General features: G+C 64.6%; 16 protein-coding genes. 13 read left to right on the top strand and 3 right to left on the bottom strand.

Annotated features, from left to right (window positions below):
* Nucleotides 1–16: 16 nt before the first annotated feature.
* The 6 genes from HMPREF0372_RS12030 to HMPREF0372_RS12005 all read left to right on the top strand — a co-directional run bounded on the left by HMPREF0372_RS12030 (nucleotide 17) and on the right by HMPREF0372_RS12005 (nucleotide 9,251).
* The gene (locus HMPREF0372_RS12030) at nucleotides 17–1,225 is read left to right on the top strand and encodes a glucose-1-phosphate adenylyltransferase (RefSeq protein ID WP_080568040.1); all 1,209 of its coding nucleotides are present in this window, start codon (nucleotides 17–19) and stop codon (nucleotides 1,223–1,225) included.
* On the top strand, nucleotides 1,222–2,337 hold the full coding sequence (gene glgD, locus HMPREF0372_RS12025) for a glucose-1-phosphate adenylyltransferase subunit GlgD (RefSeq protein ID WP_007492754.1): 1,116 nt from the start codon (nucleotides 1,222–1,224) through the stop codon (nucleotides 2,335–2,337). The genes HMPREF0372_RS12030 and glgD overlap by 4 nt, the downstream gene beginning before the upstream one ends.
* A 143-nt stretch (nucleotides 2,338–2,480) precedes the next feature.
* Nucleotides 2,481–3,917 carry a glycogen synthase GlgA gene (gene glgA, locus HMPREF0372_RS12020; RefSeq protein ID WP_007492753.1) on the top strand — a complete coding sequence of 479 codons (1,437 nt, stop codon included), beginning with the start codon at nucleotides 2,481–2,483 and terminating at the stop codon, nucleotides 3,915–3,917.
* Between the two features lie 110 nt (nucleotides 3,918–4,027).
* A complete protein-coding gene (locus HMPREF0372_RS12015) occupies nucleotides 4,028–6,475 on the top strand; it encodes a glycogen/starch/alpha-glucan phosphorylase (protein WP_007492752.1) in 2,448 nt (815 codons plus the stop codon).
* 258 nt (nucleotides 6,476–6,733) lie between these two features.
* Nucleotides 6,734–7,858, top strand: a complete 1,125-nt coding sequence (locus tag HMPREF0372_RS12010) for a cysteine desulfurase family protein (RefSeq protein ID WP_007492750.1) — start codon at nucleotides 6,734–6,736, stop codon at nucleotides 7,856–7,858.
* A gap of 4 nt (nucleotides 7,859–7,862) precedes the next feature.
* Complete coding sequence (locus HMPREF0372_RS12005; RefSeq protein WP_155117022.1) at nucleotides 7,863–9,251, top strand: MATE family efflux transporter; 1,389 nt, start codon at nucleotides 7,863–7,865, stop codon at nucleotides 9,249–9,251.
* 70 nt (nucleotides 9,252–9,321) lie between these two features.
* Here the strand turns inward: HMPREF0372_RS12005 and HMPREF0372_RS12000 are convergent, their stop codons facing one another.
* Nucleotides 9,322–9,789, bottom strand: coding sequence for a GNAT family N-acetyltransferase (locus tag HMPREF0372_RS12000; RefSeq protein ID WP_007492745.1), 468 nt, complete (start codon nucleotides 9,787–9,789; stop codon nucleotides 9,322–9,324).
* 207 nt (nucleotides 9,790–9,996) lie between these two features.
* On the opposite strand from HMPREF0372_RS12000, the gene hrcA reads away from it, so the two are divergent.
* The 7 genes from hrcA (at nucleotide 9,997) to rpiB (ending at nucleotide 18,217) form a co-directional block, all read left to right on the top strand.
* Entirely contained in the window at nucleotides 9,997–11,049 is a 1,053-nt protein-coding gene (gene hrcA / locus HMPREF0372_RS11995; RefSeq protein ID WP_007492743.1) for a heat-inducible transcriptional repressor HrcA, read from the top strand.
* 7 nt (nucleotides 11,050–11,056) lie between these two features.
* Nucleotides 11,057–11,608, top strand: coding sequence for a nucleotide exchange factor GrpE (gene grpE, locus HMPREF0372_RS11990; protein WP_007492741.1), 552 nt, complete (start codon nucleotides 11,057–11,059; stop codon nucleotides 11,606–11,608).
* A 213-nt stretch (nucleotides 11,609–11,821) separates the two neighbouring features.
* Nucleotides 11,822–13,675 (top strand): molecular chaperone DnaK, encoded by a 1,854-nt coding sequence (dnaK, locus tag HMPREF0372_RS11985; RefSeq protein ID WP_039997401.1) that lies wholly within the window; start codon nucleotides 11,822–11,824, stop codon nucleotides 13,673–13,675.
* Between the two features lie 101 nt (nucleotides 13,676–13,776).
* Nucleotides 13,777–14,943, top strand: coding sequence for a molecular chaperone DnaJ (gene dnaJ, locus HMPREF0372_RS11980; RefSeq protein ID WP_007492738.1), 1,167 nt, complete (start codon nucleotides 13,777–13,779; stop codon nucleotides 14,941–14,943).
* Between the two features lie 56 nt (nucleotides 14,944–14,999).
* Nucleotides 15,000–16,949, top strand: a complete 1,950-nt coding sequence (locus HMPREF0372_RS11975; protein WP_155117021.1) for a phospholipid carrier-dependent glycosyltransferase — start codon at nucleotides 15,000–15,002, stop codon at nucleotides 16,947–16,949.
* A gap of 34 nt (nucleotides 16,950–16,983) precedes the next feature.
* Nucleotides 16,984–17,778 (top strand): PHP domain-containing protein, encoded by a 795-nt coding sequence (locus HMPREF0372_RS11970; RefSeq protein WP_007492733.1) that lies wholly within the window; start codon nucleotides 16,984–16,986, stop codon nucleotides 17,776–17,778.
* A gap of 13 nt (nucleotides 17,779–17,791) precedes the next feature.
* Nucleotides 17,792–18,217, top strand: a complete 426-nt coding sequence (rpiB, locus tag HMPREF0372_RS11965) for a ribose 5-phosphate isomerase B (protein ID WP_007492731.1) — start codon at nucleotides 17,792–17,794, stop codon at nucleotides 18,215–18,217.
* Between the two features lie 54 nt (nucleotides 18,218–18,271).
* On the opposite strand, the gene hemL is transcribed toward rpiB, so the two are convergent.
* A complete protein-coding gene (hemL, locus tag HMPREF0372_RS11960; protein ID WP_007492729.1) occupies nucleotides 18,272–19,552 on the bottom strand; it encodes a glutamate-1-semialdehyde 2,1-aminomutase in 1,281 nt (426 codons plus the stop codon).
* Entirely contained in the window at nucleotides 19,552–20,535 is a 984-nt protein-coding gene (hemB, locus tag HMPREF0372_RS11955) for a porphobilinogen synthase (RefSeq protein ID WP_007492727.1), read from the bottom strand. Before hemB ends, hemL begins: the two co-directional genes overlap by 1 nt.
* Between the last annotated feature and the right edge of the window lie 5 nt (nucleotides 20,536–20,540).

Raw genomic sequence — 20,540 nt, 5'->3', positions numbered from 1 at the left:
GCTGAGGTGATAAGAAGTGAAAAAGGAATGTGTCGCCATGCTGCTGGCGGGCGGACAGGGCAGCCGTCTCCACGCCCTCACCAGCCACGTGGCAAAACCCGCGGTCCCCTTTGGAGGAAAGTATCGCATCATCGACTTTCCCCTGTCCAACTGCATCAACTCCGGTATCGACACGGTTGGGGTGCTCACCCAGTACCGGCCGCTGGAGCTGAATGCCTACATCGGCAACGGCGAGCCCTGGGACCTGGACCGGTCCTACGGCGGCGTCCACATCCTGCCCCCCTACATGCGGGAGGGAGAAAAGGGCACCTGGTACAAAGGCACGGCCAACGCCATCTACCAGAACATCAACTTCCTGGAGACCTATGATCCGGAATATGTACTCATCCTGTCCGGCGACCACGTCTACAAGATGGACTACACCCAACTGCTCCGCCGCCACAAGGAGGCCGACGCCGCCTGCACCATCGCGGTGCTGGAGGTCCCCATGGAGGAGGCTTCCCGCTTCGGAATTATGAATGTGGACGAGAACGACGACATCTATGAGTTCGAGGAGAAGCCCAAGCACCCCAAGAGCAACCTGGCCTCCATGGGGATCTACATCTTCACCTGGTCCAAGCTGCGGGAGTACCTCATCGCTGACGAGGCCGATGAGAAGAGCTCCAACGACTTCGGCAAGAACATCATCCCCGCCATGCTGAACGCCGGCGAAAAGATGACCGCTTACCGTTTCCAGGGCTACTGGAAGGACGTGGGCACCATCGACTCCCTGTGGGACGCCAATATGGATATGCTTTCCCCCGACAACGGCATCGACCCCTACGACACTGAATGGCCCATCTACGCCCGCACCCCCATCCGTCCCCCCCATTTCATGGGAATGGATGCCAAGGTGGACCACTCCATGGTCACCAGCGGCTGTGAGGTGTACGGCACAGTGGAGAACTCTGTGCTCTTCCACTCCGTCACCGTAGAGGAGGGCGCGGTGGTGCGCTACTCCATCCTCATGCCCGGCACGGTGGTGAAGAAGGGCGCGGTGGTGGAGTACGCCATCGTGGCCGAGGAATCAGTCATCGGTGAGAACGCCCGGGTGGGCGCCTCTCCCGACGGCAGTGAGGACTGGGGGGTTGCTGTCATTGCCCAGCACCTGAACATCGGCCCCAGCGCCGTGGTTTCCCCTAAAGCTATGATTACCCGTAACGTGAAAGGAGGTGGGGTGAAATGATGAACAAGCTGCACGGCATCATCTTCGCCTACCTTTCCAACCCGGATCTGCGGGAGCTGACCCAGCACCGCAACACCTGCTCCATCCCCTATGGCGGCCGGTACCGGGTGATTGACTTCATGCTCTCCAACATGGTCAACGCCGGTGTCTCCGATGTGGGCCTGATCGTCCACGCCAACTACCAGTCCCTGCTGGATCACGTCGGCTCCGGCAAGGACTGGGACCTCAGCCGCAAGCACGGCGGCCTGCGCATCCTCCCCCCCTTCGGCTACTCGGGCCGGCGGGAGGGCATCTACCGGGGCCGCATGGACGCCCTGGCGGGCGTGCGCTCCTATTTGCAGTACATCCGGCAGGACTACGTGGTGCTGGCCGGAGGTGATCTGGCGGTGAACCTGCCCCTCAATGACATCTTTGAGGCCCATATCCGCAATGACGCGGACATTACCGCCGTGTGCACCAGCCGCCCCATGGGCTCGCCCAAGGACTGCGACTACTTCACCATCGGCGCCGGAGGGCGGATCACCGACGTACTGGTGCACCCCCCCATTGCCCAGGGCTGCGAATCCCTGGAGGTCTACATTCTCTCCAAGCAGCTCCTGCTCTCCCTGGTGGACCACTGTGCGGCCCACAATATCCCCTCCTTCAGCACCGGCGTGCTCCAGGCCATGGCCGGCCAGCTCAAGATTTGCCCATACGTCTTTGACGGCTATGCCGCCCGCCTCCAGTCCGTGGCTGGTTACTTCGCCCGCAGCATGGAGCTGCTTAACCCCGAGGTGCGAACCGACCTCTTTGCCCCCGGCCGCCCTGTCCGCACCAAGGACCGCTCCGACCCGTCCACCTACTACGGCCCAGGCTCCAGGGCGGTCAACTCCCTGGTGGCTGACGGCTGCATCATTGAGGGCGAGGTAGAGAACTCCATCCTCTTCCGCGGCGTCCGTGTGGAGAAGGGGGCCAAGGTCTCTGGATGCGTGCTGATGCAGGGCACCGCTGTTCAGGCCGGCGCGGTGCTCAAGTACGCCATCACCGACAAGAACGTGCGGGTCAACCCCGGCCGGATGCTGATGGGCCACAACACCTATCCGCTGTCCATTGCGAAGAACGAAATTGTATGACGACTCCAGGGGGGACGCTGTCCCCCCCCCTAGATACGCGGTCACCGTGCCGCCCTCTGGGCGGCACAATGGCCACGATACCCCTCACCCACGCTCGCGCGGGTGGTTGCCCCTGCCGCTCAATTTCGACATAAGGAGAGCCTATGAACATCTTATTTGCCACCTCTGAGTGTGCGCCCTTCATCAAGACCGGCGGACTGGCCGACGTGGCCGGCGCTCTGCCCAAGGCGCTGGCCGGAAACGGCCATGACGTGCGGGTGATCCTCCCCCTCTACGAAGGCATCGGCGAGGAATGGCGCAGTCAGATGACCTACCTCCAGTGCTTCCACATCACCCTGGCCTGGCGCAGCCCCTACTGCGGCATCTTTGAGCTGAAGCGGGACGGCGTCACCTACTGGTTTGTGGACAACGAATACTACTTCAAGCGTTCCAACATTTACGGCCACTACGACGATGGCGAGCGCTTCGCCTACTTCTCCCGGGCTGTGGTGGAGAGCATGGGCTGGCTGAACTGGCATCCAGACGTGCTCCACTGCAACGACTGGCAGACCGCCCTGGTGCCCATCTATCTGCTGGAGGAGCGCCACCGCATCCCCCAGCTCTGCGACACCAAGAGCGTGTTCACCATCCACAACATCGAGTACCAGGGCCGATACGGCAGCCAGACTTTGAAGGATGTGTTCGGGCTCAACGACGGGTACTTCAACGAGCACATGCTGGCCTACCACGGAGACGTGAATCTGATGAAAGGGGCTATCTATGCCGCCGACTACGTGACCACCGTCTCCCCCACCTACGCCGACGAGCTCCAGTACTCCTTCTATGCCCACGGCCTGGAGGGGGTTATCGCCGACAACCGCCACAAGCTGCGCGGCATCCTCAACGGCATCGACACCGAGGTGTATGACCCCTGGCGGGACAAGGGCCTGACCAAGTTCTTCTCGGCGCGGCAGATGGCGGGCAAGAAGAACTGCAAAGCCGCCCTGCAGCAGATGTCCGGCCTGCGGGAGAACCCGGACGCCCCCATCATCGCCTGCGTGTCCCGCTTGGTGCGGCACAAGGGCTTCGATCTGGTCACCGCCGCCATCCACGAGATTATGGGTATGGACGTACAGATGATCGTCCTGGGCACCGGCGACTGGAACTATGAGGAGGCCTTCCGCCAGGCTCAGAACCAGTACCCCGGCCGCTTCGCCGCCCACATGATGTACTCCCCCAACCTGTCCACCGCCATCTATGGCGGCGCCGACCTGTTCCTCATGCCCTCCATCTCCGAGCCCTGCGGCCTGAGCCAGATGATCGCCATGCGCTACGGCACCATCCCCGTGGTGCGGGAAACCGGCGGCCTGCGGGACTCCGTGGTGCCCTACAACAAGTTCACCGGCGAGGGCACCGGCTTCTCCTTTGCCAACATTAACGTGCAGGAGATGACCGGCGTACTGAGCGAGGCGGTGAACCTCTACCACAGCGAGCCCAAGGCGTGGAAGGCCCTCCAGAAGAACGCCATGACCGCCGACTTCTCCTGGGAAAAGTCGGCCAAGGCTTATGAGGAGATTTACGGCTGGGTGACCGGGAAATAGGGCCGCTTTTTACGCTTGACAGTACCATATTCCCATGATAGAATGAGCGCTCCGTGGCGGGTGTGTCCTTCCGCGGAGCGTTCCTATGTTGATCTCAACAGAAACAGGAGATGTCTGCATTGCACAAATATACCAAAAAAGAGCTGATGACCCTCATCACGGGCAAACTGCGCCGCAACTTCGGCCGTGACGTGGAGGAGGCCACCAGCCTGCACATGTTCAAGGCCTGCGCCCTGGTGCTGCGGGACATCATGTCCGAGCGGCAAATGAAGACCGCCGACCGGGTGGCCGTGGAGCACCTGCGCCAGGTTCACTACCTGTCCCTGGAGTTTCTGATGGGCCGGTCCCTGATGAAGAACGCCTACAACCTGGGCGTGGCGGAGCCGCTGAAGCAGGCCATCGAGGGCCTTGGGTTTTCCGCGCCCGACCTGTTTGAGGCCGAGCCCGACGCCGGCCTGGGCAACGGCGGCCTGGGCCGCCTGGCCGCCTGCTACCTGGACTCCATGACCACCCTGGAGATCCCCGCCACAGGCTACTCCATCTGCTACGAGCTGGGCATCTTCAAGCAGAAGATCGTGGACGGCCAGCAGGTGGAGCTACCCGACAACTGGCTGGGGCTGGGCGACGCCTGGCTCATCCCCAAGATGGACGAGACCGAGGAGGTCCGCTTCGGCGGCAAGGTGGAGGACGAGTGGGACGCGCTGGGCCGCCACCGGGTAAAGCACACCGGGTATGATGTGGTGCTGGCCGTGCCCAAGGACATGGAGATCGCCGGCTACGGCACCGAGCACGGCAACCTGCTCCGCCTGTGGGACGCCAACAGCCCCACGCCGGTGGACATGAACCTGTTCTCCTCCGGCCAGTATCTGAAAGCCGTGGAGCAGCGGGCCATGGCCGAGTCCATCTCCAAGGTGCTCTACCCCGAGGACAACCACTACGAGGGCAAGTCCCTGCGCCTCAAGCAGCAGTATTTCTTCGTCTCCGCCACCATCCAGTCCATCGTGCGCAAGCACCGGGCCGAGTACGGCACCCTGCGCAACTTCCACCTCAAGCATGTCATCCAGATCAACGACACCCACCCCACCCTGGCCATCCCGGAGCTGATGCGCATCCTGCTGGACGAGGAGGGGTACGGCTGGGACGAGGCGTGGTACATCGTCACCCACACCATCGCCTACACCAACCACACTGTCCTGGCGGAGGCGCTGGAGCGCTGGCCCCAGCAGCTCATTGAGAAGTGGCTGCCCCGCATCTGGCAGGTCCTCATCGAGATCTCCAACCGCTACCAGCGGGCGCTGACCGACTACTTCCACGGCGATCTGTCCAAGGTGGCCCCCATGGCTATCATCTGGGGCGGCGAGGTGCGCATGGCCAACCTGTGCGTGTGCGCCTGCTTCAAGATCAACGGCGTGTCCGCCCTCCACTCCGACATTCTGAAGCGGGACGTCTTCCACGACGCCTATGCCCGCACCCCCGACAAGTTTACCAACGTCACCAACGGCATTGACCACCGCCGCTGGCTCAGCGAGTGCAACCCGGAGCTGGACGCCCTGATCCGCGACTGCTGCGGCAAGGACAAATACCTGCTCCAGCCCGACGCCCTCAAGGAGCTGGAGCAGTACCGGGACGACGCGGGCGTGCTCTCCCGCCTGGGGCAGATCAAGGCGGACAATAAGAAGGCCTTCGCCGCCTGGGTGGCCCGGGAGAGCGGCGTCATCCTCAACACCGACGCCCTCTTTGACGTGCAGGTGAAGCGGCTGCATGAGTACAAGCGGCAGCTGCTCAACGTACTGCACATCATCTACCTCTACCAGCGCATGAAGGCCGACCCCCACTTCGACTTCACCCCCCGCACCTACCTGTTCGGCGCCAAGGCGGCCCCCGGCTACGCGGTGGCCAAGCGGATCATCCGCCTCATCAACTCCGTGGCCGACATGATCGCCAGGGACCCCGCCTGCAAAGACCGGCTCCAGGTGGTCTTCCTGGAGAACTACCGGGTGAGCCTGGCGGAGAAGCTGATGCCCGCCAGCGAGCTCTCCGAGCAGATCTCCACCGCCGGCAAGGAGGCCAGCGGCACCGGCAATATGAAGTTCATGATGAACGGCGCGGTGACAATCGGCACCCTGGACGGCGCCAACGTGGAGATGCACCAGGTGCTGGGGGACGAGAACATCTTCCTCTTCGGCCTCAAGGCCCACGAGGTGGCCGAGATGAAGCAGAAGGGCTACAAGTCCTATGAGTACTATGTCCACAATCCGGAGCTGCGCGCGGTCATCGACCAGCTCAACGTGGGCTTCGGCGACGGCGTGGCCTATGACGACATCGCCCGCCGCCTCCTGTTCGGCGACGGCGGCCCGGCGGACGAGTACCTGCTGCTGGCCGACTTCGAGAGCTACCGGGACGCCCACCAGCGGGCCGGCCTGGCCTATCAGGACCCCAAGCGGTGGAACCAGATGGCCCTCATGAACATCGCCCGATCCGGCATCTTCGCCGCCGACCGCTCCATCCGGGACTATGCCCGGGACATCTGGAACGTGCCGGTGCGCGCCCTCAAGTAAATTTGCTCCCGCAGCGGCGGGCGGCCCGTGGGGCCGCCCGCTTTTTTTGCCTTTCGTGCAATCATTTTCCTCTCTACCCCGCTGGGTCTTCTCTTCTTCCACACTGGACTGTGGCGGCGCTTTCTGCCGAATAGCCACCGCAAGCAGCATTTTTGACAAGGCCCGCCCAAAACCCGGGCGGGCCTTGACTTTCAACCGGGCAGAGCATAAAATACTTAATACTGTCTTTATTCCATCCATGGATGAGGTGACCGCACCATGCCCGTATATTTAGATAATGCCGCCACCACGCGGGTGTGCCCGGAGGCCGCCCGGGCCGCTCTGGAGGCCATGACCGAGGGGTACGGCAACCCCTCCTCCGGGTATGCCCTGGGGCAGGCCGCCGCCGCCGCGCTGAAGGAGCACCGCGCCGCCGTGGCCAGCCGCCTGGGCTGCGCGCCGGAGGAGCTGATCTTCACCTCCTGCGGCACCGAGGGGGACAACTGGGCCATCCGGGCCGCCGCGGACTACGGACGGCGGAAGGGGCGGCACATCATCACCACCGCCATCGAGCACGCCGCCGTGCTGGAGCCGGTGAAGGCCCTGGCCGCCCTGGGGTATGAGGTGACCTACCTCAAGCCCGATCGGAGCGGCCACGTGTCCCCCGACGCCCTCCGGGCCGCCCTGCGGCCCGATACGGTGCTGGTGTCCATGATGCTGGTGAACAACGAGCTGGGCACCCTTCTCCCCGTGGCGGAGGCCGCCCAGTCCATCCGGGACGCCGGCTCCCCCGCCCTGCTCCACTGCGACGCGGTGCAGGCCTTTCTGAAGGTGCCCTTCACCCCGGCGGAGCTGGGGGTGGATCTGCTCACCCTCAGCGGCCATAAAATCCGCGCCCCCAAGGGCATCGGCGTGCAGTACATCCGCCGGGGGCTGAACCTCAAGCCCCTGCTGACGGGCGGCGGGCAGGAGGGCGGGCTGCGGCCCGGCACCGAGCCCACCGCCCAGGCCGCGGCCCTGGCGGCCGCCTGCGCGGCGTGGCAGGAGGACTATCCCGCTCGTATTCAAGAAATCAAAGAATACGCGCTGGAATCACTCTCCGCCGTCCCCGGGCTGGAGATCATCAGCCGGGGGGACGCCCCCCACATCTGCGCCGTCTCCCTGCCCGGCTACCCCAGCGAAATGCTGGTGCGGGAGCTGTCCGACCGGGGGGTGTACGTCTCCTCCGGCTCGGCCTGCCACCGCGGGAAGCCCAGCCACGTGTTTGCGGCCCTGGGCCTGCCCAAGCGCACCCTGATGGGGGTGCTCCGCGTCTCCTTCTCCCCGGAGAGCACCCGCGCCGACGTGGACGCCCTGGCCGGGGGACTGACCGAAATCACCAAGACCAGAATTGCAGCGAGGTGAGCGTTTGTTCCACTATATGAACCGGGGGGCGGCCTTCTACCGCAACGTGGCGCGGCTGGCCCTGCCCATCCTGCTCCAGAATCTGTGCACCACCCTGCTGGGGCTGATCGACACCTTCATGGTGGGTGCCCTGGGGGAAGCCCCCCTGGCCGCCGTGCTGGTGGCCAACATCCCCGTCTTCGTCATCCAGTTGGTCATTTTCGGACTCCAGAGCGGCTCCTCCGTCCTCATCAGCCAGTTCTGGGGCAAGGGGGACACCGAGTCCATCAACCGGGTCATCGGCCTGGGCTGCTATGTGGCGGGGGCCATCTCCCTGGCCTTTGCCTCCGTCATGTTCTTCCTGCCGGAGCAGCTGATGGGCCTTCTCACCGACAACCAGGAGCTGGTACCCCTGGCGGCTCAGTACGCCCGCATCGTGGGCTTCTCCTATATTTTCAACAGCCTCACCGGTGTGTACGTGGGCGCCCACCGCTCCATGGAGAACCCCAAGCTGGGCATGATCATCTTCGGCGTGTCCATGCTGACCAACGCCTTCCTTAACTGGGTGTTCATCTTCGGCAACCTGGGCGCTCCCGCCCTGGGCGTGGTGGGCGCGGCGGTGGCTACCCTGTCCGCCCGCGTGTTGGAGTTCGTCATCATGTTCTCCTACGCCCTGACCAACCACCGCTTCCGGCTCAAGCCCGCCGTGCTCTTCCGGCCGGGCCGCGCCCTGCTGGCCAAATTCCTCCACTACTCCGGGCCGGTGGTGCTCAACGAGACCCTCTGGGGCCTGGGCACCTCCCTCTACAAGGTCATCATGGGCCACATGGAGGGGTCCACCGAGATCCTGGCCGCCCGCGCCCTGGCGGGCAACATTGAGGATCTCTGTACCGTGGCCATCTTCGCCATCGGCAACACCACCGCCATCATCGTGGGCCGGGAGATCGGCGCAGGCCGGCGGGAGCATGTCTATGAGGTGGGGGCTACCCTGGACACCCTGGCCTTCCTCTGCGGCCTGATCATCGGCATTCCCCTGATCCTGGGGGCCTGGTTCGTCTTCCCCTGGCTGGTCTACCCCTTCTTCCACCTGTCGGAGACCGCCGGCTCCATCACCACCATGATGCTGACCTTCATCGGCGTCTTTCTGGCCCTGCGGGCCTTCGACTCGGTCAACACCGTGGGCGTCCTGCGGGGCGGCGGCGACGTGCGGGCCGCCACCATCATCGACACCACCCCCCTGTGGTTCGTCTCCCTCCCCCTGGCCGCCCTGTTCGGCCTGGTGTTCCAGTGGGGCATCTTCTGGGTCTATGTGGGCATCATGGCCGAGCAATTCGTCAAGTTCGGCATTGGCCTGTACCGCCTCCGCTCCCGGGAGTGGATCAACGACGTCACCCAGTTCTCCCGTACGGAGTGACCGCGTTGTAAAAAATACCCCGGCTCCGCCTGTGGGCGCGGAGCCGGGGTATTTTTCTCTGTAAGCCGGCTCACAGCTCCCGCTCCATGCGGATGTCGGAGAGCTGGAACCATTTATCAGAATAGGTGACGTATTTGAACCCAAACCGCTCATACAGCCGCAGGGCCTCCCTGAGCTGATGGTTGGAGGTGAGGACCGCTTTCTTCTGCCCTGCATCCCGGGCGGCCTGGAGCGCCGCCTCCATCAAGGCCGTACCAATGCCCCGGCCCCGGTATGCCTCCTTCACACCGAACTTGAGCAGCTCGCACTGGCCCTTCCCCTGAAGCTCCAGCATGACCATGCCCACAATCTCCTCCCCCCAGCGGGCCAGCAGCACCCGGCCACCGCCGGACAGGAAGCGGTGGGGCTCCGCCAGCATCTCCAGATCCACCGGCTCCAGCAGGTCGTATTCCAGCAGCCAGGGCAGGGAGATGTCCTCCAGCGCCTGCTTGTAGCGGTCCTCATAGTCGATAATCGTGAAGCCTCGGCCCTCGTCCACGGATTCACCCCTCCTTTTTTACATAGAATACCATTGTTCCGCCGCCCCGTCAACGCCCGAAACTTGCAGTCCACCCCTTTGCCTGCTGAATTTTCTACGTTCACATTTAATTTACATCCAGAACACTTGACTTTTTCGGGGGACGGTGCTACATTATCTTTAGCACTCAGAGAGTTTGAGTGCTAACATTGTGAAAGGGTGGCCGGAATGGATTTAACAGAGCGCAAAAAACGGATTCTCCGCGCCATCATCGAGAGCTACATCCAGTCGGCGGAGCCGGTGGGTTCCAAGGCCATCGCCGCCTCCATCGATATGGAGGTATCCTCCGCCACCATCCGCAACGAAATGGCGGATCTGGAGGCGATGGGCCTGTTGGAAAAGCCCCACACCTCCGCCGGGCGCATCCCTTCGCCCAAGGGCTACCGGCTCTATGTCAACGAGCTGATGGAGGAGCACAAGCTCTCCCTCCAGGAGACCCAGCGCATCAACCAGGCCCTGGCCATGCGGATGCGGGAGCTGGACCGGGTGCTGGACCAGGCGGGCCGGGTGGTGTCCCAGCTCACCAATTACCCCTCCTTCGCCCTCTCCTCCGGTCTGAGCCGTATGACCATCCGGCGGTTCGATCTGCTGATGGTGGAGCGCAACGCTTTCATCATCGTGGTGATGACCGACACGGACATCGTGCGTAACCGGCTCATCCGCCTGCCCTCCGACCTGACGGAAGCCCAGCTTCAGATGCTCAACACCCTGCTGAACACCACCTTTACCGGCCTGACGCTGGAGGAAATCACCCCGGAGCTGATGCGGGTGGCCCAGCATGCGGCCGGGGAGGCCTATGGGCTTATCTCCCTGGTGGTGTCTTTCGCTATGGATGTGCTGGAGAGCCTGGAGCAGCGCACCGTCCACACCTCGGGTCTGGCCCATCTGCTGGAGCTGCCCGAGTACCGCAGCCTGGAGCGGGCGCAGCCGCTGATGAGCTACCTCTCCGAGGACGCCGACCCTGCCCGCTTCCCCGTTCCCAAGGACGATCCCATGAAGATCCTCATCGGCCCGGAAAACGTGGCCGACGCGCTGAAGGACACCAGCGTGGTGGTCGCCAGCTACGACATCGGCGACGGCATGCGGGGTGTCATCGGCGTGGTTGGGCCCACCCGGATGGATTACGCCAAGATAACCGCCCGCCTGTCCTATCTGGCCGAGGGCCTCTCCCGGCTGTTTGGACAGGGTGAACTGCCCCAGGGCAGGGACGACGAGAAATAGGAGATGAATGCATCCCATGAGCAAGAAGGAAAAAAAGCCGGAGGACGTGACCCCGGAAGAGCAGACCGAGCAGGCCGTCCCCACCGAGGAGACGGAGGCCGAGGCTCCCAACCCCCTGCTGGAGGAGCTGGAGGCCCTCAAGAAGAGCCTCTCCGACCAGGAGGACAAATTTCTCCGCCTGGCCGCTGAATACGACAACTACCGCCGCCGCAGCCAGAAGGAGAAGGAATCCGCCTGGTCGGACGCCAAGGCGGACACCGCTGCGGCCTTCCTGCCGGTGTACGACAACCTGGAGCGGGCCCTCAAGCAGGAGACCGCCGACGAGGCCTACAAGAAGGGCGTGGAGATGACCATGACCCAGCTCAAGGAGGTTCTCGCCAAGCTGGGCATCGAGGAGATCCCCGCCCTGGGCGAGCCCTTCGATCCCAACCTCCACAACGCCGTGATGCACGTGGAGGACGAGGGCGCTGGCGAGAACATCATTGTGGACGTCTTCCAGACCGGCTTCAGGTCGGGCGACAAGGTGGTCCGTTTCGCCATGGTAAAGGTCGCCAACTAAGAAGCGCGGAGGGTAGGCACATAGGGGCGCTAAGGCGGGACGGAGACGAAAAAACAGGCGACGGGCGCAGCCCGAAGCGGCATTTTTCGCGCAGTCTGGACTTAGCGGCCCGGCCATGTGCCCAACCCATAGCGTGACATCATGGCGCACATGGTGCGCCCACCACTCAACCTTGTAAAAAACCAATTTCTTTATTATTGGAGGAACTGCTTTATGTCTAAGATTATTGGTATCGACCTTGGTACAACCAACTCCTGCGTGGCCGTCATGGAGGGCGGCGAGTCCGTCGTCATCCCCAACGCCGAGGGCAACCGCACCACCCCCTCCGTCGTGGCCTTCTCCAAGGACGGCGAGCGCATGGTGGGCCAGGTGGCCAAGCGCCAGGCCATCACCAACCCCGACCGCACCATCATGTCCATCAAGCGCGAGATGGGCACCAACTACAAGGTGAACATCGACGGCAAGGCCTACACGCCCCAGGAGATCTCCGCCATGATCCTGCAGAAGCTGAAGGCGGACGCCGAGGCCTATCTGGGCCAGACCGTCACCGAGGCGGTCATCACCGTCCCCGCCTACTTCACCGACGCCCAGCGCCAGGCCACCAAGGACGCCGGCCGCATCGCGGGCCTGGACGTCAAGCGCATCATCAACGAGCCCACCGCCGCCGCCGTGGCCTACGGCGTGGACAAGGAGACTGCCCAGAAGGTCATGGTGTACGACCTGGGCGGCGGCACCTTCGACGTGTCCATCCTGGACATCGACGACGGCGTCATCGAGGTGCTGGCCACCGCCGGCAACAACCGCCTGGGCGGCGACGACTTCGACAAGGCCGTCATGGACTGGATGGCCGCCGAGTTCAAGAAGGACACCGGCATTGACCTGACCGGCGACAAGGTGGCCATGCAGCGCCTGAAGGAGGCCGCCGAGAAGGCCAAGATCGAGCTGTCCGGCGTCACCTCCACCAACATCAACCTGCCCTATATCACCGCCGACGCCACCGGCCCCAAGCACCTGGATCTGACCCTCACCCGGGCCAAGTTCGACCAGCTCACCGCCAACCTGGTGGAGGCCACCAGCGGCCCCGTGAAGCAGGCCATGAGTGACGCCGGCCTGTCCTCCAGCGACATCTCCAAGGTGCTGATGGTGGGCGGCTCCAGCCGTATCCCCGCCGTGCAGGAGATGGTCAAGAAGCTCACCGGCAAGGAGGGCTTCAAGGGCATCAATCCTGACGAGTGCGTGGCCATGGGCGCGGCGCTCCAGGGCGGCGTGTTCACCGGCGACGTGAAGGGCCTGCTGCTGCTGGACGTCACCCCCCTGTCCCTGGGCATCGAGACCATGGGCGGCGTGATGACCAAGCTCATCGAGCGCAACACCACCATTCCCGCCAAGAAGAGCCAGGTGTTCACCACCGCGGCCGACAACCAGACCAGCGTGGAGGTTCACGTGCTCCAGGGCGAGCGCGAGATGGCCCAGTACAACAAGACCCTGGGCCGCTTCAACCTGGACGGCATCGCCCCTGCCCGCCGCGGCGTGCCGCAGATCGAGGTCACCTTCGACATCGACGCCAACGGCATCGTGAACGTGTCCGCCAAGGATCTGGGCACCGGCAAGGAGCAGCACATCACCATCACCTCCTCCACCAACATGTCCAAGGAGGACATTGACAAGGCCGTCAAGGAGGCCGAGCAGTTCGCCGCCGAGGACGCCAAGAAGAAGGAGGAGATCGACGTCCGCAACCAGGCCGACCAGGTGGTCTACCAGACCGAGAAGGCCCTGGAGGACGCCAAGGACAAGATCAGCGCCGACGACAAGGCTACCGTGGAGGCCGCGCTGAACAAGCTGAAGGACGCGCTGAAGGGTACCGACGTGGCCGCCATCAAGTCCGCCACCGAGGAGGCCAGCAAGGCCTTCTATCCCATCGCGGAGAAGATGTATCAGCAGGCCAATCCCCAGGGTGGCCAGCAGCCTGGCCCCGACATGGGCGGCGCTCAGGCCGGTTCCGCCAGCTCCGATCCCAACGTGGTGGACGCCGATTATGAAGTGGTAGACGACGACAACCAGAAGTAAATTCGTCCGGTGAGCACGGGCCGGTCTGGAGTTGGCTCCTACGCAGTAGGGGGCGGCCCCCAGACCCGCCCGTTTCTCCCGTTAAGAGGTGATAGAACCCTATGCCAGAACAGAAACGAGATTATTATGAAGTCCTCGGCGTGTCCAAGGGCGCCACGGACGAGGAGATCAAGAAGGCCTACCGGAAAAAGGCCAAGCAGTACCACCCGGATCTGAACCCCGGCGACAAGACCGCCGAGGCTAAATTTAAGGAGGCCAATGAGGCCTACGAGGTATTGTCCGACAAGGATAAGCGCGCCCGCTACGACCAGTTCGGCCATGCGGGTGTGGATCCCAATTTCGGCGCGGGCGGACCCGGGGGCGGCTTTGGCGGCTTCGGCGGGTTTGACATGGGCGACATCGACCTGGGCGATATCTTCGGCTCCTTCTTCGGGGGCGGCTTCGGCGGCGGCTCCAGCCGTGCGCGCAGCGGCCCCATGAAGGGCGACACCCTGCGGGCGTCGGTTACAATCAGCTTTGAGGAGGCGGCCTTCGGCTGTGAGAAGGAGATCACCCTCAACCGAACCGAACCCTGCGACGACTGCCACGGTACCGGCTGCGCGCCGGGCACCACAGCGGAGGTCTGCCCCGACTGCCACGGCAGCGGCCAGATCCGTATCCAGCGGGGCGGCGGGGCCTTTACCTTCGCCACCACCACCACCTGCCCCAAGTGCGGCGGCAAGGGCAAGATCATCCATCAGCCCTGCAAGAGCTGCGGCGGCGCAGGCAGCGTCCGCCGTCAGCGCAAGCTCACCGTCTCCATCCCCGCCGGCATCGACAACGGCCAGGCGGTCTCCCTCCGGGGACAGGGCGGCGCGGGCAAAAACGGCGGCCCGGCGGGCGATCTGCTCATCAGCGTCACCGTCCGCCCCCACGAATTCTTCAAGCGGGACGGCACGTCGGTCTATCTGGAGCACCCCGTCACCTTCCTCCAGGCCACACTGGGCGCGGAGCTGGAGATTCCCACCATCGACGGCAAGGTGAAGTGGAGCCTGCCGGCGGGCACCCAGCCCGGCACCACCTTCCGCCTGCGGGGCAAGGGCATTCCCAGCGTCAACGGCCGGGGCCGGGGCGACCAGTACGTCACCGTGAACGTACAGGTGCCCACCGGCCTGACCCACGAACAGAAGGAGGCGTTGCGTGCCTATGGCGAAGCCATGGGCGAGCTTTCACCCGGTCCCATGGAGGGCGTAAAATCTTTCTTTGACAAAAAGAAGAAAAAGAAATAAACTAGAGGACGGGCTAATGCCCGTCCTCTAGTCTTACACAGGAGGTGACCGCCCCCGTGGGCCCCATTCGTTATATTGTCATACTCTTTCCCGTCCTCACCCTGCTGGCGCTGCTGGGCTTCTTCTGCTGGTACTGGCGCACCCAGCGCTCTCCTCTGGCCCAGCAGCTCGCCCCCGCGCCGCAGCCGAAGCGCCGCTTCACCTTTGCCGGGCGGTGCCATCCCCTGGCGCGCCGGGATACCGTTCCCATCCTGCTCATCACCTGTATTTACGCCGTCACCGCCTTCGCCCACTTGGGCTCCCTCCAGGCACCCCAGAGCGCCTGGGACTTCGGGGACGGGGAATCGGCCACCTTCTCCCTGCCGGAGAGCGTCCAGGTGTCCAGGCTGTGGTACTACCCCAACCTGGGCACCGGCAAATACCAGGTGGAGATCTCCGCCGACGGCACCCAGTGGCTCACCCTCTGGAGCCGGACGGAGACCGATGAAACGGGCAGTGAGGAGACCGTTTACTACTGGGCCGCCCCGGAGGGCTACGGCGAGAGCTACGCCATGACCCAGAACTACAATCAGCTCTTCAAGTGGAATGAACTCACCTTCGAAAACCCCCAGTATATCCGATACCTGCGCATCACCGGCCAGGCCAATAAGGGCCTGCTGGAGCTGGGAGAGGTGGCCCTGTTCGATCTGGAGGGGAACCGGGTGAATCTGTCCGCCTCGGCCAGCCCCCTCTTCGACGAGCAGGAGACGGTACCCGAAAAGACCACCTATTATGACTCGGCCTACTTTGACGAGATCTACCACCCCCGCACCGCCTGGGAGCACATCCGGGGCATTGAACCCTATGAGATCTCCCACCCGCCCCTGGGCAAGCTGATCATGGGCGTCGGTATCCGCCTGTTCGGCATGACCCCCTTCGGCTGGCGGTTCATGGGCACCCTGTTCGGCGTGGGGATGCTCCCCCTGCTGTATGTGTTCCTCAAGAACCTGTTCGGCCGCACCTCCATCGCCACCTGCGGCACGGTGCTGCTGGCCGCCGACTTCATGCACCTGACCCAGACCCGGCTGGCCACCATCGATACCTACGCCTTCTTCTTCATCCTTCTGATGTATTATTTCATGTACCGCTACCTCACCCTCCCGGCGGGCGCCCCCTTCCGCAAATGCGCCCTGCCCCTGTTCCTGTCGGGGCTGTTCTGGGGCATCGGCGCGGCCTCCAAGTGGACGGTGATCTACGGCTGCACCGGGCTGGTGGCGCTCTACTTCATCGGCCTGTACCAAAAGCTGCGGGACTGGCCGGCGGACGGGGAGACGGGGGCGCGGCAGCCCGGGCGGCTGAAGTGGGCCTTCCAGATTCTCGCCTTCTCGGTGCTGGTGTTCGCCCTGATCCCGGCGGCCATCTATACCCTGTCCTATCTCCCCTACGCCTGGGCGGAGGGAGACAGCAGCCTCACGGGCCTCGTCGGTGCCATGTGGGAAAACCAGAAGTATATGCTCTCCTACCACAGCGGCGTCACCGACACCCACCCCTACTCCTCCCGCTGGTATCAGTGGCTCTTTGACATCCGGCCCATCCTCTACTATATGGACAACTCGGTGCCGGGGTACACCACCCGCTTCGCCGCCTTTGTCAACCCGGTGGTATGTTGGGGCGGCCTGCTGGCCGTCCTCGCCTGCGCCGCGCAGGCGGTGCGGCGGCGGTGTGCCAAGGCCCTGTTCATCGTCATCGGCTACCTGGCCCAGCTGGTGCCCTGGTTCTTCATCGGCCACATCACCTTCGCCTATCACTACTTCCCCTCGGTGCTGTTTCTCATTCTGGCCCTGTGCTATGTGTTTTACAGCCTGTCCGAGCAGGAGGAGCTCATCGCCTGGAAGCCCGCCATGTACGCCGTCACGGCGGGGGCCGCGGCCCTCTACGCCCTGTTCTATCCCGTGCTGGTGGGCATCCAGATCCCCTCCTGGTATGGGACCTGCCTGCTGCGGTGGCTCCCCTCCTGGCCCTTCTAATCCCCCGCCCAGCGGCACTTGTGAGGTAATTTGTATGTATCTGTCCGACTATCACACCCACAGCCGGCTCTCCTTTGATGCCCACGCCCCCCTGTCCGAGCTGGCAGAGGCGGCGGCAGACGCGGGCCTGGATGAACTGTGCGTCACCGACCACTTCGACTTCCTCGACGAAAATGGGGTTCCGGCGGAGGGCTACGACTGGGCCCCCGCCGTGGCCCAACATCAGCAGGCCCTCCCCGCCGCCGGGGAGCGTCTCACCCTCAAGCTGGGCCTGGAGCTGGGCATGCCCCATCTGAATCCGGCCGCCGCTGCGGCCATCTGTGCCCGCCCGGAGGCCGACTTCATCCTGGGCTCGGTCCACAACCTCTCGCCGGAAAGGGGCGGCACCGACCTGTTCTTCCTGGATTTCTCCACCGTCCAGGCCTGCTATGATGCCCTGGACGACTACTTTGCCTCCCTGGCTCTGCTGGCCGCCACGGATTTTTACGACGTGCTGGCCCACCTCATCTACCCCCTGCGCTATATGCAGGCCCCCGTCACCCTGAACCGCTACCAGGACGCCATCCGGGCCATCCTGCGCACGGCTGTGGAGAAGGGCAGGGGCATGGAGGTCAACACCTGCCGGGGGCGCACCCTGGAGGAGTGGCGGCCCATCCTGGCCCTCTACCGGGACTGCGGCGGCGAGCTCGTCACCGTTGGCTCCGACGCCCACACCCCGGCGGACGTGGGCAAGGGAGTCCGGGCGGCCTGCGCGCTGCTGCGGGAGTGCGGCTTCCGCCGCGTCTGCACCTATGAAAAGCACCAGCCCGTATTTCACACACTCGGATAAGGAGGAAATATATATGATCGCATTGGGTTCCGACCACGGAGGGCTCGCCCTCAAGCGCCACGTCATGGAGTACCTGGACGCCCGCGGCCTGGAGTATCAGGACTTCGGCTGCTACACCGCAGAGAGCTGCGACTACCCCGACTTCGGCCGGGCGGCTGCGGAGGCGGTGGCCTCCGGCGCGTGCGACCGGGGTATCGTTATTTGCACCACGGGCATCGGCATCTCCATCGCCGCCAACAAGGTGAAGGGCATCCGCTGTGCCCTGTGCAGCGAGCCCCTCTCCGCCGAGATGACCCGGCGGCACAACGACGCCAACATGCTGGCCATGGGCGGTGGACTGATCGGGAACAATATGGCCGACCGCATCGTGGACGTCTTCCTCAACACCCCGTTTGAGGGCGGCCGCCACCAGCGGCGGGTGGACAAAATCGAAGGCTGAACGCAGAACGGCCCCCGGAACCTGATGGGTTCCGGGGGCCGTTTTTCGTTTGACTCAGAGCGCTTGGAAGACGGCCTCCGCCGCGGCCAGGGTGGCGTCCAGCTCCGCCTGGGTATGGGCCTCGGAAATGAACATGGCCTCGAACTGGGCGGGGGCTAGGGCCACGCCCCGCTCCAGCATCCCCTGGAAGTAGCGGGCGTACTTGGCCACGTCGCTGCCCTTGGCGTCGGTGAAGGTGGTCACCGCCGTGGGGGTGAAGAAGGGGGCCAGCAGGGAACCGAGCTGGTTGATGACCACCGGCGCGCCGGTGCGCTTCACCAGCTGCCGCAGACCCTCCGCCAGAGCCGCGCCCTTGGCGTTGATGTGCTCGTATACCTCGGGATGCTCCCGCAGGTAGGTGAGCTGGGCCAGGCCGGCGGCCATGGCCACCGGGTTGCCGCTGAGGGTGCCCGCCTGGTACACCGGGCCGCAGGGGGCCACCTGCTCCAGCAGCGCCCGGCTGCCACAGTAGGCGCCCACCGGCATTCCGCCGCCGATGATCTTGCCGAAGGTGACCAGATCGGCCCGCACGCCGAAGTACGCCTGGGCGCCGCCGGGGGCCAGGCGGAAGCCGGTGATCACCTCGTCGAAGATCAGCAGGGCGCCGTGCTTGTCGCACAGGGTCCGCAGGCCCTCCAGGAAGCCGGGGGCGGGGCCCACCACGCCCATGTTGGCGGCCACCGGCTCCACGATCACCGCCGCCACCTGGCCGGGGTTCTGCTCCAGCAGGGCCTCCACGCTGGCCAGATCGTTGAACTGGGCGGTGAGGGTGTCCCTGGCCGCCCCCACCGGCACGCCGGCGCTGCTGGGGTGGCCCCCCGCCAGAGCGGAGGAGCCGGCGTTGACCAGCATACAGTCGGAGTGGCCGTGGTAGCAGCCCTCGAACTTGATGAGCTTGTCCCGGCCGGTGGCCCCCCGGGCCAGCCGGAGGGCGGACATGACCGCCTCGGTGCCGGAATTCACCATGCGCACCATCTCAATGTTGGGCACCATGCCGATCATCCGCTCGGCAATCTCCACCTCCCGGCGGGTGGGGGCGCCGAAGGAGAGGCCGTCCCTCACCGCCCGCTCCACCGCCTCCCGGATCACCGGGTGGTTGTGGCCCAGGATCATGGGGCCCCAGGAGCAGACGTAGTCGATGTACCGCTTCCCGTCCTCGTCATAGATATAGGCCCCGTCGGCCCGCGTGATGAAGCGGGGGGCCATGCCCACGGCCCGGTAGGCCCTCACTGGGGAGTTGACCCCGCCGGGGAGCACCTGCTTGGCCCGCTCAAAGAGCTGTTCCGAGATATCCATCAGCCGATGTCCCCCTTCTGAATGGCCTGGGAGAGCTCCTTGGCATAGTAGGTGATGAGCATGTTGGCCCCGGCCCGGAACACGGACAGGGCGCTCTCGCACATGATGCGGTACTCGTCCACCAGCCCCGCCGCCCCGGCGGCCTTGATCATGGCGTACTCGCCGGAGACGGAGTAGGCGCACATGGGCAGATCAAAGGCGTCGGAGCACTCGCGGATCACGTCCAGATAGCTCAGGGCGGGCTTGACCATGAGGATATCCGCCCCTTCCGCCTCGTCCAGGGCGCACTCCTTGAGGGCCTCCTTGCGGTTGTGGGGGTCCATCTGGTACCCCTTCCGGTCGCCGAAGGAGGGGGCGGAGCCGGCCGCCGCCCGGAAGGGGCCGTAGAACGCGGAGGCGTACTTGGCGGAGTAGGCCATGATGGGGGTAGTCTCATAGCCGTGCTCGTCCAGGACGGCCCGGATGGCGGCCACCCGGCCGTCCATCATGTCGGAGGGGGCCACCATGTCCGCCCCCGCCTCCACATGGGACAGGGCGGTCTTGGCCAGCACCTCCAGGGTCTTGTCGTTGTCCACGCTCTGGCCGCAGAGGATGCCGCAGTGGCCGTGGTCGGTATACTCGCACATGCACACGTCGGTGATCACATAGAAATTCGGGTATTTGGCCTTGATGGCCCGGATGGCCTCCTGCACCACGCCGTGCTTTGCCCAGGCGGAGGAGCCCACGGCGTCCTTCTCACGGGGCAGGCCGAAGAGGATGCAGTGGGTCACCCCGGCGGCCAGGCAGTCGGACACCGCCTCACACACCGCGTCCAGGCCGTAGTGGAACTGGCCGGGCAGGGCCTCGATGGGCCGCTTACCGCGGAGGGTCTCGTCCACGAAGATGGGGTAGATCAGGCTGTCGGGGGACAGGCGGGTCTCCCGGCACAGGCGGCGCACCGCGTCGCTTCCCCGCAGGCGGCGGGGACGTTGAATGAGTTCCATATATG

Source organism: Flavonifractor plautii ATCC 29863, from assembly GCF_000239295.1.
Lineage (GTDB): Bacteria > Bacillota > Clostridia > Oscillospirales > Oscillospiraceae > Flavonifractor > Flavonifractor plautii.
The sequence above is the reverse complement of the archived record's forward strand: the minus strand, read 5'-3'. Positions and strand labels throughout refer to the sequence as shown.

What these genes read in the sequence shown, in the direction of transcription:
- dnaJ (WP_007492738.1), top strand. Translation starts at nt 13,777, where the DNA reads ATGCCAGAACAGAAACGAGATTATTATGAAGTCCTCGGCGTGTCCAAG.
- HMPREF0372_RS11970 (WP_007492733.1), top strand. Translation starts at nt 16,984, where the DNA reads ATGTATCTGTCCGACTATCACACCCACAGCCGGCTCTCCTTTGATGCC.
- hemB (WP_007492727.1), bottom strand. Translation starts at nt 20,535, where the DNA reads ATGGAACTCATTCAACGTCCCCGCCGCCTGCGGGGAAGCGACGCGGTG.
- HMPREF0372_RS12010 (WP_007492750.1), top strand. Translation starts at nt 6,734, where the DNA reads ATGCCCGTATATTTAGATAATGCCGCCACCACGCGGGTGTGCCCGGAG.
- HMPREF0372_RS12015 (WP_007492752.1), top strand. Translation starts at nt 4,028, where the DNA reads ATGTCTGCATTGCACAAATATACCAAAAAAGAGCTGATGACCCTCATC.
- glgA (WP_007492753.1), top strand. Translation starts at nt 2,481, where the DNA reads ATGAACATCTTATTTGCCACCTCTGAGTGTGCGCCCTTCATCAAGACC.
- glgD (WP_007492754.1), top strand. Translation starts at nt 1,222, where the DNA reads ATGATGAACAAGCTGCACGGCATCATCTTCGCCTACCTTTCCAACCCG.
- grpE (WP_007492741.1), top strand. Translation starts at nt 11,057, where the DNA reads ATGCATCCCATGAGCAAGAAGGAAAAAAAGCCGGAGGACGTGACCCCG.
- hrcA (WP_007492743.1), top strand. Translation starts at nt 9,997, where the DNA reads ATGGATTTAACAGAGCGCAAAAAACGGATTCTCCGCGCCATCATCGAG.
- dnaK (WP_039997401.1), top strand. Translation starts at nt 11,822, where the DNA reads ATGTCTAAGATTATTGGTATCGACCTTGGTACAACCAACTCCTGCGTG.
- rpiB (WP_007492731.1), top strand. Translation starts at nt 17,792, where the DNA reads ATGATCGCATTGGGTTCCGACCACGGAGGGCTCGCCCTCAAGCGCCAC.
- hemL (WP_007492729.1), bottom strand. Translation starts at nt 19,552, where the DNA reads ATGGATATCTCGGAACAGCTCTTTGAGCGGGCCAAGCAGGTGCTCCCC.